Source organism: Fredinandcohnia onubensis (assembly GCF_002734215.1).
GTDB lineage: Bacteria > Bacillota > Bacilli > Bacillales > Bacillaceae_L > Ferdinandcohnia > Ferdinandcohnia onubensis.
This window is the reverse complement of sequence record NZ_NSEB01000004.1, coordinates 577,681-592,047: the sequence shown is the minus strand read 5'-3', so window position 1 is coordinate 592,047 and position 14,367 is coordinate 577,681. Positions and strand designations below refer to the sequence as shown.

Genomic DNA, 14,367 nt, shown 5'->3' with positions numbered 1-14,367 from the left:
TGTATAAAACTGTTATAACGCAATTCCACTAGATTAACACGCAGTGAGACAGAAACCACCCGATTTTAAAAGTGTTTCTTGTACCACTTCGCTGCTTCAGCAACCTCTGTGCCAGTTAGCATATGTCCATTATTTTCCCAATGTACCTCGACATCTGCGTTTGCTTTCTGTAATAGGTCTTGCAGGTCAATGGTTTCCTGTGCTGGACAAATCGGGTCATTTTTACCTGCTGTTATGAAGACAGGTGTACCGGTAAGGTCGGGTAACTCTATACCTCTTCTTGGTACCATTGGATGGTGGAGAATAGCTCCTTTTAAGGCATCTTTATAATGGAACAGTAGGCTTCCAGCAATATTTGCTCCATTTGAGTACCCAATTGCAACAATATTATTTCGATCGAATGAGTAAGTTGTGGCAGCCTCGTCGAGGAACTCATTTAATTCTTTCGTACGGAAAATAAGGTCTTCCATATCAAAAACCCCTTCAGCTAAGCGACGGAAAAAGCGTGGCATGCCATTTTCAGATACATTTCCGCGCACGCTTAGTACGGATGCATCCTCATCAATATGTGGTGCTAATGGTAATAAATCTGACTCCGTTCCTCCTGTACCATGTAATAACAGAAGAGTTGGTTTTGTTTTATCTTTACCTTCATGGAAAATATGCTTCATTGTATTCCCTCCAAAACAAAATACTTTTTCTAGTATCTCCTAACGAGACCGTAATAATAGTGAATGATAAAATATCTTTAATTCAAGATAATATACTAGAATCTATTTGTCAAACCGCAAGCATATAACAAGGACAAGTCTCATATCTTTTTATATACGTTACTAGGGAGGGACAATATGAGTCGAAAAATCATTCTACCATTCATCTTTATCGCGTTATTAATAGGATGCTCCTCACCTTCTAGGACCGCTTCAGATCTATATAGTGCCCTTGATCAGAATCTTTCACAAAAGGATCAGGTTATATTAGATAGCCTGCATAGCCATGTTCAAAAATTTATTCAGCTTAATAAGGAATTAAATATGCTTTTGGAAGAAATGAAAAAAGAGGATGAATTAGAGGCAGCAGTTGAGACTATGCAAATCGCTAATGAGGAAGCGATGTACATTTTTAATCTAATTGAGCTTGATGGTAAACCGAGTAATAAAAGTTTGGACGAGTTACGAAATCATATTCAAGCGTCAATTGAACGATATATGGAAAGCATGAGTACTCTGCTCCAGGGGATTACGAATGGGGATACAAACAAAACGGACGATGGCTACGAGCAGATCAAATCCATTAACGAAGAGTTTGATCAACTATTATCTACCATGGGAGGTTGAATTGTTAAAGAATAGAAATTTTCATTTAACCAATACTACCCATATATGAAGTATTGGGGAGGGTGCCTCATGGAGAAACATAATATTCGTTTATCCAGTGCTGAAATCAGTGGATTATGGACCACGTTCATACAGGCTAGTATGACAGTTTGTTTGATTAGATACTTCCTTCACCATTTAAATGATGAAGAAATTAAACCACTATTAAAAGAATCTTTACAAATATATAGTGGGCAAATGAACGAAATAAAGCGAATCTTTTCGGAAGAGAACATACCTATACCGGATGAATTTTCCGACGAGGATATAAACCTATCGGCACCACCATTGTTCTATGATCCTTTTTCTTTAACCTTTGTTTATGCAATGAGTCGAATGAATATGATCAATTTTAGCTTTATAGCTTCAAATGTAGCTAGAGAGGATATTCGAACATTATTTTCTAAATGCTTATCAGATGCTTTAACACAGTATAATGAAGCAACCCAGTTAATGCTTGAAAAAGGAATGTATGACCGTCCCCCAATGGTTGTCTATCCTACTGAAAATGAGTATATAGAAAAAAAGACATATTTAACAAAGTTGATCGGGGATAAGAGGCCATTAAATGTTTTGGAAATCACAGATATGTTTTTTAATATGGAACGAAACTTTTTTGCAATTGTTCTTTGCACGGGTTTCCTGCAAGTCGTAAAGGACAAAGAAATATTTGATTTTATTATCGAAGGAAAAAAGATATCGGAAAAGCAAGTTACATTTATTAATGATCTGCTGAAAGAGGAAGATCTTATGGGGACTGTTTCCATTCCAATGGAGGTAACAGGTTCAACGGTTTCACCATTTTCGGATAAACTCATTGTTACACTTTTTCATGCCCTTAATAGTATCGATATTACTCTGATTGGACATGCCCAAGGAATATCCATGAGGGCAGATTTACTCGCATTTTACTCAAAAACGATCGGTGAGATTTTCGTTTATGCTGCTAAGGGGTTCAATATCCTTGTTAAGCGCCGGTGGATTCAAGAACCTCCAGCTACGATTGATCGGATTAAATTACAAAAACACAAATAAAAAACGACGTGTGTTTTGAGGCACGTCGTTTTTCCTATTGAAACTAATTGAATGACATCGTTGGTGCTTGAATATTTTCTTTTGGACGGCGAGATTGAATAAATAGAATCGCTACTAATCCAATCACACCTGCAGCTCCAAAATAAATACTTGGTGACACAAGGCTTAAGCCTGCAGCGAATAAGATAATTCGCTCCCATACAAATGCCCTACGTATGAAGTATCCGATCATGGCTGTGCTAATGCCAATCATACCAATGATTGCCGTTATAACAGAGATGACCAAGAAAGGAACCTCAAAGTCGATTAAAAGCATTTGCGGATTGATGACAAAGATAAATGGAATAATATAGGCAGCTGTCGCAAGCTTTGTTGCTGTAACTCCCGTGGTAAATGGATTTGCCCTCGCTAAGCCAGCCCCCGCATAGGCGGCTAAACAAACCGGTGGAGTGATATCTGCCACGATTCCAAAATAGAAGACAAACATATGAGCCGCAAGTACGGGTACATCTAATCCAAGGATTAATGCCGGAGCTGCCATTGTAGCTGTAACAACATAGTTAGCTGTAGTTGGCAGACCCATTCCGAGGATTAAGCAAGCAATCATGGTAAAGAACAAAGTAAGGATTAAGCTTCCTCCACCCAATGCAATGATACCATCTGCAATACGTCCACCGAGACCTGTTTGAACAACTACTCCAACAATGATTCCAGCAGACGCACAGGCTGCGATTACAGGCAATGCAACTCTTGCACCTTCCTCAAGTGTTTTAATGACACTTTTTAACGACATTCTTGTATCTTTACGAACAAGACTCACTAAAAATGAGACAAGAATCGCAAGCAATGCTGCACGCATTGGCGTCTTTCCTGTCAGTAATGTGTAGAATATAACAATAAGCGGAAGCAATAAGTAGCCGCGTTCAAGCATTAACTTCTTTGCTTTAGGTAAGGTCTCCTTTGGAACCCCCACAATCCCAATCTTTTTAGATTCGAAATGAACACCAAAAAATACGCCAAGAAAATAAAGGGCAGCCGGGATAATTGCAACCAACATAATTTGGCTATATGGGATATTGGTATAGGAAGCCATGATAAATGCGGCTGCTCCCATGATTGGAGGCATAATTTGACCACCCGTAGATGCAGAGGCTTCAGCTGCTGCCGCAAACTCTGGTTTATAGCCTGCTTTTTTCATCATTGGAATCGTAAACGAACCCGAACCAACTGTATTTGCTACAGAACTACCAGAAACCATCCCCTGCATGGCACTTGCTACGACTGCAGCTTTTGCTTGACCACCCGTAAACCGACCAGTGATCGCAAATGCAATATCATTAAAGAATTGTCCGACACCCGTTCGAATTAACATGACTCCAAATAATAAAAATAGAAAAATAAATGTCGAAGAAACTTGGATTGGCGTACTATAGATTCCTTTTGTCGTTAAATACAAATCTGTAACCAATGTATTCCAAGAGAAACCTCTGTGAGCAAATAGTTTCGTAGGAATCAAGTTTCCATACAATGCATAAAGAATGGCCACACTCGATACGATGACTATCGGAAGGCCAACACACCTTCTAGCAGCTTCAAGAACAAGTAATACTCCTAGTGTTCCAACAATAAAGTCTGGAGTTGTATATCCGAATACAATCCGTTCTGACACCAATTCCTCATAGAAAATAACATTATAATAGCCAACACCTAGTGAAATAATTGCTAGGATCACATCGTACCAAGGAATTCCTTTTTGCTTACGATGAAGTCCCTTTTTAATTGGATAAAGTAGAAAGATTAATCCCAATGCTGTCCCTAAATGAATGGGACCCTGAATTCGAGCTTCAAAGGCACCGCGATACCCTGTATAAAGATGAAATACCGTCAGGCCAACAGCCAAGATGAGAACAATCCATTTCCATTTCCCAAGATTCCTTCGATAGGTACTTTCCCGATCGTATTTTTCTAGAATCTCTTCTGCCGATACACTTTCTTTATTTTGAGCAGGTTCCTTCGAGTCCCTCATCTCCTTCTTCTTCCACCATTTCATTCTTACCACCACCTGTGAAATCATTTTATTTGACGATTAATTGGATTGAATTAATAAAAGTAATCCTTGTGAAAAAAAGGGCTAGAACACATAGTGTTAAGCCCTTCTTCTAATCAAATTCGCCTTGGCGTATTTGCGCCCGATTTTTTTCGAGCACGCTCGAAAAACTACCTCTGAAAAATCGTGGCATCCGCCGGAGGCTTTAACTTTATTCAGCCAGGGTTTGGACCCACCACTAATTTAAATACTCAAAATTGCATTTGTCCCCCACTTATTGAAGTAGGGGACTTCTGCTGAATAAAGTTAAAGCTATTAATCTAGTATTCCAACTTCTTTATAGTACTTTTCTGCACCAGGATGAATTGGTAAATCTCCTAATCCACTAAGTGCGTTTTCTTTTGTCATGTGGGCTGCTTGTGCATGTGTATTTTCACTTGCCTTTTCAAGCATGACTTTTGCAAGTTGGTAAGCTAATTCATCATCCACTGTGTCTGTATTTGCAACAAGAACAGCGTATGCCGATACAACATTCGCATCCTCTTTTAACCATTCGTAAGAACCTGCTTTAATTGTATACCCAGTGTATCCGCTTGTTTCTTCTACCGTTTTTAATTCATCACCTGTTACCTCTAAGAACTTCACATCGCCAACTGAGGCTTGAAGCTCGTCAATACCTGCATCTGGTAGGCCAAGTAATCCGAATGAAGCATCAATCGTACCGTCTTGTAGTTTCGATTTTGCATCACCGAATCCTTCTTGGTATGCTTCATAATCGCCATCGTTGATTCCGTAAGCTGCTAATACCGCTTTTGTTGCAGTTTGCGTTCCACTTCCTGGAGGTCCAATTGCAATTCTTTTTCCTTTTAGATCCGCAATTGTCTCAACACCAGTGCTTTCACGTGTAATGATTTGAAGAACTTCTGGATAAATATGTCCAATAAATGCGAAGTTTTCAACCTTCTTACCTTCGAAATCACCAGTTCCATTAAGCGCATTGTAAGCAGGAAGATTAACAGTCATCCCAAGGTCAAACTCACCATTTGAAATTTTTGCAAGGTTTTCAACAGAGGCACCTGATTCTGTTGATGTCACGTTCACGTTGTCAATATTCTTGTTCCAAACATTCGCCATTTCGGCACCAAGTGGAAAATAGGTCCCTCCTTGGCTACCTGTACCCATGAGAAGATCGATTGTCCCAGATTCAGCGCTGCCATCGCCTCCTTCATCCTTGTCGTCACCATTCGTGTTATCACTGCTACATGCAGCAATGAGTAAAACCAATGCTAGCAGCAAAGTTAGAAATGAGTACTTCTTCAGCATTTGCATTCCCCCTAGATATCATATTTTATGTAGACCCTCTTAGAACGAGGTTTACTACCAAACTACTAATTTGGATTAATTTGGTATATTTACCAATTTAAAACCTATAAATCTAGGTTAACATATATCATCTGTTGTTTGCAAAATTTTTTTAATATTCCTTTAATATAATTGTAATAATACATCAAAATTTATACTCCCTATTTTTATATGCGTATATCTCCTGAAAAATTAATTACATCATTTTGAAACCTTTTTTCTCTTTTTTCGTAAATAAACTAATTCCACTTTTGGAGAGGATTAGGAAGAAAATCGGATTGCATACTATATACTGTATAGTACAATCAAAAGGAAACATTTTTTAAGGGGGAACTATGAATGAAACGTACTGGTGAATTTGTTTTAACGATTATTGGAGCTTGTTTCTTTGTATTTTTAACTTTATTTGGATTTATGTTTGTAGGTCTTGGTGACAATAATGAGTTCACACAAGAAATGGAGAGCATCGCTGCTGAAGATCCAACTCTTGAAGGAGTCGATATGGGCATCATTACAGATATGGTAACATCCGGTGGCTGGTATTTCATTATCGTAAGTATTTTAGCCATCATACTCGGAGTTGTATCGTTATTTCTTCTTAAAGGGAATAAGCATCCAAAAGCAGCAGGAATTCTGTTAATTGTAGTAGCTGTACTTACTACACTTGCAACATTCCTAATCTCCATTATTGCAAGTATTCTGTACCTTATTGCAGGAATCCTTTGCTTGGTACGCAAGGAAAAGGAAACTTTTAACCCTGAATATTAAGTGTAAAATGTGTGTTGACTAAAATAAAAAAGGGGCTGTCCAAAAGGTCATGAAAATTGACTTCCAGACGGCCCCTTTATTTTTTATTTTCTTACTAATTCGCTAATCTCCCAACCCTTTAATACATTTTGAATCGACCACTTTTTTACTGTTTCCTCGGATAATTGTCTTCTTTTAACGTGATTAGCTGCACCAGGACCAAAGTTTTTATATTCATATAATCGAGCATCCTCAGGTTCTAAGCGTCCATTCATTGAGGTCCACCCATCGATTATAATATGATCGCCTAGGTCACATTCCCTTATGAGAACACTTCCAATAGCATCTGTGTTCCCACCAGCTGGCCATGGTCTCCCTAAATAAACAGTACCTGGTGGTGCATCGCTTGTGAATTTGCTTTTTATAATCATGATCCCAAATGGATCTGAAATGAGTGTACTAGCCGCGGTTACATACCCATTATCAATCTTTGATCCCCTATCAAGTGAATGGATTTGACATTGATTAAATACAGCCTGTGCTGCTCCAAAAATAAAATCGACATCCCCTTCAATGTAACAGTTGTAAAAGTACATCGTTCCTTTATGAACGTATAGGGTATCTTGTTTCCCTAGAAATCTCACATTATTGAAATATACATGTTGGCCAGATGTAAATACAGCAACAGCCTGTCTACCATTAATCTTTACAGGATCAATTTCCAAAGAATCATCATATGAATTTTCTAAAGTAATGTTTTCTACACGAGTGTCATCGGCGAGGAGGTACACTGATGCGCTTCCACTTGTACCGACTTTTTCTCCATTTTCCTTTACTTTTCCGGCAAAATTATCATACGTAATAATGGTGTTTAACGAACTCTCTCCAACAAGCGAAATAAACCTCCTGTTTTCTGAAACCGTTACTACTTCTTTGTAGGTGCCATTTTTGATATAAATGGTTACCGGATTTAAATTATTCTCTGGAACAGAAATAATGGCTTCTTGAACTGTCTTAAAGTCACCCGACCCGTCTTGAGATACTACTATTTTGTTAGTTTCAACGTTATTTACCAATTTAGTTACCACCCTTCAAATTGGTACTTAGTAAATCAACTATTTTTTACTATTTTGGTAGGCTTCATTATATTCCTTGATGATCTGGTCTCCGCCTGACTTTTTCCAATCCTCTATGGCAGCCTTAAAGCCATTTAAGTCAATATCACCAAGAATATAATTATAAGTTGCATCATTTATTTTTTGGTTCAGCATTTCACCTTTTTCAATATAAGTTGCAGAATCTAGGGCAGCTGTTGGATCCGTGATTAAATATTGATCATTATCAACTGTTAGCTTTTCTGCTTTTTCTTTTATATCTAACGTATAAATACTATCGTATCTTCCATTTGTTGTAGGTTCTCCAATCTCAATAGACTGGTATGGTTTTACATCACGTGTTGACAAATCAGTATCTAGACCCAATGCTTTCCCATCTTGTAATTCATAATGTTCTCCTTCGCTCCCCCAGAAAACCAGGTTAGAACCTTCAGGGCTCATTAGATAGTCAAAGAAACTAAGAATCTCTTTTAACTCTTCTTCTGTTTCTACAGATGTTTTCGGGAATAATACGACATTACCATATCCAGGTAGTGCCCAAATACCATACTCTCCACCTGGTCCCGTAATCACATTTTGGATTTCAAATGTAGCATTCGGATTAAGTTCAGTAGTATCAGCGTGAATACTGCTTATATCACCCATCGGTCCAATTACAATTCCCGCAGTACCGTTTTTCACTAATGCCCGGTGGTCGTCTTTACTTGTAACAGGAAAATCACTGTTCATATAACCTTTGTCCCGTAAATTTTTCATATAATCCATTGTTTGGATGTATTCATCGAACATAAATTCAGGAAGAAGTTCCCCGTCTTTAACTCCCCAGTTATTTGGCGTACCGTGCCATGATGAGATAATTTTAAAAGCTCCCCAATATAAATCAGAGAAATCAGAAAGGCCAATTGTGTCATCCTTACCATTCCCATCGGGATCCTCTTCAGTAAAGGCACGTGCCATTTCGTATACATCTTCGATGGTTTCAGGTGTTGAAAGACCTAGATGATCGGCCCAATCCTTTCTATAGATAATACCTGAACGAGCAGCCGGTCTCCCTTGATAAAGCGCATACATTTTACCATCGACTGCTGTATTTGCTAGTGTTTGTTCATAAAGTTTGCTCAGATTTTCATATTCATCTAAATAAGGTCCAATCTCCCAGAACTGTCCATCACGTATGGCTTGTTTAAATTTAATGAACGATGCCTGGTTTTTCAAAAAGGTTGCTTCTGGAAGTGTTTCTGTTGCAAAAGCAGTATTTAGTTTTTCTTCATAGTTTGAATCCGGTGTCCAGCTGAAGGTTAAATCAAAGCCAGACTTTTCTTCTAGTAGTTTTTCAATCTTGTCTGAAGGCACCTCCGGAGTATGCAGGTTGGCCATGATTGTGATGTTCTTTAAATCTTCTTGATCAGCTGAGGATTCTTTACTTGAACATCCTGAAAAGATAATGGCAACTACTAATAGCAAACAAGTACTCATGTAAAACTTTTTTACAGCTTTTTTCTTCAATTTTTTCCACCCTTTTCTAAATAAATATGTTGGGAACGCTTTTAAATATATATAAAACGCTTTATTTTTTTAATAATCATTATGTAATACATATAAATTAAATAGAAAAATCACCAATTAAATCCAACAATATCTAAGAAGATGATTATTATTCGAATATTAAAAAAGTGGAAAAAGAATAGATCTTTTTCCACTTAGAATCTCTTTATTTAATTATCTGTTTAACCGCTTGGCTAAATCGTTTCAACCCTTCTTCTAATAAAGCTCTTGGGCACGCGATGTTGATTCTGGTGAAGCCTTCTCCTTCTTTTCCAAAAATATAGCCTTCGTCAAATGCGACTTTACCTTGTTTTTGAATGACATGCTCTAGTTCTTTGGCTTCTAGGCCAAGCTGTCGACAATCGAGCCACACGAGATAAGTTGCTTCAGGTTCAATAACTTTTACCTCTGGAACATGGGTCTGAATATACTCGTTAAGGAAATCTAGATTTCCTTGTAAATAGTCCATGAGTTGATCAAGCCATTCGTCCCCTTCTTCATAGGCCGCAATAAGGGCCGTTACTCCAAATGTATTGGTCATACTAATGAAGGCATCCTCGACGGCTTTAGTAAATTTCTCACGATAATCTTTGTTCGGAATGATAATATTTGATGTTTTTAACCCAGCAAGATTAAATGTCTTACTTGGTGCCGTACATGTAATAGACTGCTCAGCAAATTCAGCAGAAATCGCAGCAATTGGTGTATGCACATTCCCTTTATAAACGAGGTCAAAATGAATTTCATCCGAAACCACAAGGATATTGTGCTTCAAACAAATTTCACCTAATTTTGTCAATTCATCCTTTGTCCACACACGACCGACTGGATTATGTGGATTTGAAAGAATAATCATTTTTACACTTGAATCAATTTTTTTCTCAAGGTCATCAAAATCCATGGTATAACGACCATTCTCAAATTGTAGCGGATTATTGACGATTTCCCGTCCATTCTTTTCAATTACACTCATGAACGGATAATAAACAGGTGGCTGTATTAAGACTTTATCGCCAGGGCAAGTAAAGTTTTGAACAATAATATGTAATGCTGGGACTACACCAGGACAAAAAGTAATCCAATCCTTTTCAATCGTCCAATTATGACGTCGTTTCATCCAGCCAACTGTTGCATCATAATAGGCATCAGGTCTTGTTGTATAGCCATAAATTCCATGCTCAGCTCGTTTTATTAAGGCATCGATGACCGGCTGTGGCGATTTAAAATCCATATCTGCTACCCACATCGGAAGCATCTCTTTATCCCCAAATAAATTTTCTACCTCATCCCACTTTATTGAGTTCGTTTGCAATCGATTGATTGATTCATCAAAATTATATTTCACGCCTATCCCTCCAAAGTTCTTTGGAATTACCAATTGTATTAATAGAGGCTTTTAATTTCTACGTTTTCTGGAAGCTTAAATGGATTCTGTTTGTTGATATGATCGTAAAACATGATTCCATTTAGATGGTCGATTTCATGTTGAAAGACGATAGAGGCATAGCCTTTTAAACGAAGCATAAATTCCTGACCATTGATATCATATGCTTTCACTTTAATTTTTTCATACCTAGGAACATAGCCTTCTACCGGGCGATCGACTGATAGACACCCTTCTCCTTCTGGCAAATAAGTCATGGAAACCGAATGACTCACGATTTTCGGATTCACTACATGGTATTCATGCAATTTGTCATCAAAGTCTGTAAAATAGGCAACAAACATACGCTTATTGAGACCAACTTGGTTTGCAGATAAGCCAACTCCAGGGCGTAAACCGTACTTTTTCGCAAGCGCTGGGTCCTGGCTGTTTTTTATATAATTCATCATGCTAATAAGTGATTCCTTGTCCTCTTCTGCTAGCGGCACTGGAACCTCCTTTGTTTTCTCAGCTAAAATCGGATGTCCCTCACGAACAATATCCTTCATCGTAAGTATGTAATCAGATTTATAATAGTTCATTTGTTTTCATCTACCTTTACTCATTCTCATGTTTTTATCTTAGCTTTCCTATTTACTTATGTCCATTGATATACAGTTTTTCACATTACTCTTGTTGTATTCCATTTTAAATAGAAAAATGCCACCTATTATGAAGTGGCATATTCCTTTTATTTTGTTTTTACTAAAGAAGAGAAAATGGCACTACTCATTGTTTTGTACCCTTCACCTGTCAAATGAATCCCATCATCACTAATAAAATCATTCAGGTTCCCAGCACGTTTCATGGCTGTACGAACATCAATTTTTAAGACATTTAATTGCTCAGCTAAGCTATTCAAGCTGTGATTATAGAGACCGTGCCAGTGCTCGATGCCTCCTTGAAGACTAATCCAATGACTGATTGAGCTACCATACGTTTGAGCAAGTAACTTGTAATACCGAACAGGGTCAAGTGGTGGTAAGGTCATCAAAATTGGAATACTATTCGTTTCTTGGATTCGTTGAATTAATTTTTTCAGGTTATCCATATACCGTTCAATTGGCACAATGGGCTGATGCTCATCTTCAGGATTCTTAGCCACTTCATCCCATTTAAAATTGCAGTCATTGCCACCAATATTAATGATTACGTAATCAGGGTGTTCGTCAATCACATCTTTTTCAACTCGGGACAACAATAAATCGGAATTATCATTAAAGACACCTTTATTTATAACAGTGATGTGATCAGAAGCAAATTGCTGTAAAAATGCAGGATAATTTTCTTTCAAGATTCGCATGCGACCTTTCACAAAAGAAACACCTCTAGTTAAACTATCACCAAAACATACAATTTTCATATTTATCACCGCTCATCTAATTTGATTTATTCAGGATACTATTACACGTGGTTTTCAATACTACTTATAATCATATACATATTTCACCATGTAGTCAACATTTACTTTCTGATAGTTATAGAGTAAACTAGGTAACAAATAATATCGTTATAAATGAGGTCATTACCATGAATATAGATGTTGATAAAAATATTTTTTTAGAGGACATTCCACAAATTGATTTATACATGGACCAGGTCATCCAACTTTTTGAAAATACGTTTAGCCCCACAAAAAGAAATGAGGATGAAAAGGTCCTTACGAAAACCATGATCAACAATTACGCAAAAGGTAAATTGCTGATTCCGATAAAAAACAAAAAATATTCGAGAGAGCATTTACTTTTATTAAGTTTGATTTACCAACTAAAAGGTGGGCTCTCCATCAATGATATCAAGGCAACACTTGATGGTGTAAATCAAAGAATCCTGAATGATGAAGAGTTCGAGCTCGAAGAATTTTATAAGAGCTATCTTGCTCTCTATAAAAAAAATGCAACTGAATTCAAAGAAGATGTCGATACAAAAATGAAGGATGTATCAGAAGAAATTGGCGCTTCGGAGGATGAACAGCTAAAAAAGGTGCTTTTGATTCTATCCTATATTACAGCTAGCCAATTTTATCGTCGTGCAGCCGAAGCCTTGGTGGACGAACTCGTTCAAGATCAGGGCGAAAAAAAAGAAAAGTGACCGACTCACTTTTCTTTTTTAATTCACACTATTAATTAACTTTGTCATCATTTCCTTATCCATAGGCCCGACAATTTTTTTCCGGACGACGCCTTTGGAATCAATTAAATAACTTGTCGGAATGGCGTATGCTTGATAAATTTGTCCAATACTACCTTTCTCATCAAGTAAGACTGGAAAGGTGAGCTCATATTCATCCACAAATTTCGCAACATCCGAGCTCTTTTTCTCTGCAGTTGTTAGATTTACGGATAATAGCGCGGCATTGGATTCTTTATTTTCCACATAAAACTCTTGCATGTGAGGCATTTCCGCTTTACAAGGTGGACACCAGCTTGCCCAAAAGTTTAAAATAACTTTCTTCCCTCTAAACTCTGAAAGCTTCATTTCTTCTCCACTTGTTGTTTTTAAAGTAAAATCAGGTGCCAATTGCCCTTCCGAAATTCCAACTTCAACCTCATTTGCTTTTAAATCTTCTGTCGGGGTTGCAAAAGAAATATTGCTATTGACCGTCCACACAATGAGTCCTGTTAAACCAACGATTAACGCTGCTTTTTTCATTTCATGAAGCACTTCCTTTTTTTGTTGTCCTTTATTATAGAGTGTCAACAATAAAAGAAAGAATGCACCCATTGATCTTATAAAATGAAAAACACTGTTATCGTGACGTAAAATTAGCGCTAGTAAATCATAGAGCATAGCGGTTGTGAAGCTCACAATAAGCACTGATCGAATGTAATGCGATGTCGATACAGTCCTCTTTTTTATGTGATATAGAAAATAGAGTACTATTATAACAACTGCAATCGCTAATCCTTTTGTTCCTCCGGTGAAATAGAGTAAAGACATCGGACTCTTTATAACGAGTGCTGGCTCTAAAAGGAATAAACTTCCCTTCCACGCTAAAAAGCCAATGAAAATACCGTTAGTGAGTAGATTGATAATGCTTTTGGTATTGTCAGTTGATGTAGTTTTTGCTAACCAAACCCGTGCTATGATAAGGCCTGCGATTATGCCAACTCCAAGGATGATCCATTTTGTCATGATGGCTAGAGATCCGATTTGTATGAATTGCATCTTGTACCTCCACTGTGCTATTGTATACCATTATACCATGCAGGGTATAATGCACACGAAGAAATAAAAGTATGTGCAAAACAACGTTTTTATATATTCATACAATTAATGCTCTGAATGAGTTTAAAGTATGAAGGCTTACGCACTTTATTAATATCATATTTTTTTGGAGGCCCAAAATGAGAGAATTTATTGAATTAACATCTGTTGATAATATCCAACATTTTATAGAAGAGCATCCCCTTTCTTTTATCTACATCTCAAGAACAGATTGCAGTGTTTGCCATTCATTATTGCCACAGGTTAGGGAAGTAATGGGTGATTTCCCCGAAATACAACTTGGATCTGTGAATGCCGACGATGTTGAAGATGTTGCAGGGTATTTTTCCATTTTTACTGTTCCGGTTCTGCTTTTATTTGTGGAGGGTAAGGAGTATGTAAGAGAAGCTCGTTTTGTCCCGATGGATCCCTTTAAGGAAAAAATTGAAAAGATATATCGGAGTTATATTCAGTGAATAACCGTTAACATAGCCTAAAAAACGAGGCCCT

The 14,367-nt window shown here is 37.4% G+C and carries 14 protein-coding genes; 5 read left to right on the top strand and 9 right to left on the bottom strand.

The annotated features are described in order from the left end of the window. Positions 1 to 65: 65 nt before the first annotated feature. The gene (locus tag CKK03_RS05925; protein ID WP_099361673.1) at positions 66 to 671 is read right to left on the bottom strand and encodes an alpha/beta hydrolase; all 606 of its coding nucleotides are present in this window, start codon (positions 669 to 671) and stop codon (positions 66 to 68) included. Positions 672 to 848: 177 nt separating this feature from the next. On the opposite strand from CKK03_RS05925, the gene CKK03_RS05920 reads away from it, so the two are divergent. Together CKK03_RS05920 and CKK03_RS05915 are read left to right on the top strand one after the other, a co-directional pair. Beyond that, the gene (locus tag CKK03_RS05920; RefSeq protein ID WP_099361672.1) at positions 849 to 1,337 is read left to right on the top strand and encodes a hypothetical protein; all 489 of its coding nucleotides are present in this window, start codon (positions 849 to 851) and stop codon (positions 1,335 to 1,337) included. A gap of 69 nt (positions 1,338 to 1,406) precedes the next feature. Next, positions 1,407 to 2,411, top strand: coding sequence for a DUF3231 family protein (locus CKK03_RS05915; protein WP_099361671.1), 1,005 nt, complete (start codon positions 1,407 to 1,409; stop codon positions 2,409 to 2,411). Between the two features lie 43 nt (positions 2,412 to 2,454). Here CKK03_RS05915 and CKK03_RS05910 read toward each other — a convergent pair whose 3' ends face one another. Both CKK03_RS05910 and CKK03_RS05905 read right to left on the bottom strand, forming a co-directional pair. Beyond that, positions 2,455 to 4,461: a TRAP transporter permease gene (locus tag CKK03_RS05910; protein ID WP_099361670.1), complete on the bottom strand. Its 2,007-nt coding sequence runs from the start codon at positions 4,459 to 4,461 to the stop codon at positions 2,455 to 2,457. Positions 4,462 to 4,773: 312 nt separating this feature from the next. Beyond that, a complete protein-coding gene (locus tag CKK03_RS05905; RefSeq protein ID WP_099361669.1) occupies positions 4,774 to 5,781 on the bottom strand; it encodes a TAXI family TRAP transporter solute-binding subunit in 1,008 nt (335 codons plus the stop codon). A gap of 378 nt (positions 5,782 to 6,159) precedes the next feature. Between CKK03_RS05905 and CKK03_RS05900 the strand changes: the two genes are divergently transcribed. Beyond that, positions 6,160 to 6,588, top strand: coding sequence for a DUF4064 domain-containing protein (locus tag CKK03_RS05900; RefSeq protein ID WP_099352613.1), 429 nt, complete (start codon positions 6,160 to 6,162; stop codon positions 6,586 to 6,588). Positions 6,589 to 6,671: 83 nt separating this feature from the next. On the opposite strand, the gene CKK03_RS05895 is transcribed toward CKK03_RS05900, so the two are convergent. The 5 genes from CKK03_RS05895 to CKK03_RS05875 all read right to left on the bottom strand — a co-directional run bounded on the left by CKK03_RS05895 (position 6,672) and on the right by CKK03_RS05875 (position 12,013). Continuing rightward, positions 6,672 to 7,643 (bottom strand): pectinesterase family protein, encoded by a 972-nt coding sequence (locus CKK03_RS05895; protein WP_245864015.1) that lies wholly within the window; start codon positions 7,641 to 7,643, stop codon positions 6,672 to 6,674. Between the two features lie 39 nt (positions 7,644 to 7,682). Then, on the bottom strand, positions 7,683 to 9,158 hold the full coding sequence (locus CKK03_RS05890; protein WP_099361823.1) for an extracellular solute-binding protein: 1,476 nt from the start codon (positions 9,156 to 9,158) through the stop codon (positions 7,683 to 7,685). 235 nt (positions 9,159 to 9,393) lie between these two features. Continuing rightward, the gene (locus tag CKK03_RS05885) at positions 9,394 to 10,572 is read right to left on the bottom strand and encodes a MalY/PatB family protein (RefSeq protein WP_099361668.1); all 1,179 of its coding nucleotides are present in this window, start codon (positions 10,570 to 10,572) and stop codon (positions 9,394 to 9,396) included. A gap of 38 nt (positions 10,573 to 10,610) precedes the next feature. Continuing rightward, entirely contained in the window at positions 10,611 to 11,192 is a 582-nt protein-coding gene (gene def / locus CKK03_RS05880) for a peptide deformylase (RefSeq protein WP_099361667.1), read from the bottom strand. A gap of 149 nt (positions 11,193 to 11,341) precedes the next feature. Then, positions 11,342 to 12,013, bottom strand: a complete 672-nt coding sequence (locus tag CKK03_RS05875; protein WP_099361666.1) for an SGNH/GDSL hydrolase family protein — start codon at positions 12,011 to 12,013, stop codon at positions 11,342 to 11,344. Between the two features lie 167 nt (positions 12,014 to 12,180). On the opposite strand from CKK03_RS05875, the gene CKK03_RS05870 reads away from it, so the two are divergent. Further along, positions 12,181 to 12,741, top strand: a complete 561-nt coding sequence (locus CKK03_RS05870) for a DUF1836 domain-containing protein (protein WP_099361665.1) — start codon at positions 12,181 to 12,183, stop codon at positions 12,739 to 12,741. Positions 12,742 to 12,759: 18 nt separating this feature from the next. Here CKK03_RS05870 and CKK03_RS23970 read toward each other — a convergent pair whose 3' ends face one another. After that, the gene (locus CKK03_RS23970; RefSeq protein ID WP_245864013.1) at positions 12,760 to 13,818 is read right to left on the bottom strand and encodes a peroxiredoxin family protein; all 1,059 of its coding nucleotides are present in this window, start codon (positions 13,816 to 13,818) and stop codon (positions 12,760 to 12,762) included. A gap of 179 nt (positions 13,819 to 13,997) precedes the next feature. On the opposite strand from CKK03_RS23970, the gene CKK03_RS05860 reads away from it, so the two are divergent. Further along, positions 13,998 to 14,333, top strand: coding sequence for a thioredoxin family protein (locus CKK03_RS05860; RefSeq protein WP_099361664.1), 336 nt, complete (start codon positions 13,998 to 14,000; stop codon positions 14,331 to 14,333). Positions 14,334 to 14,367 lie beyond the last annotated feature (34 nt).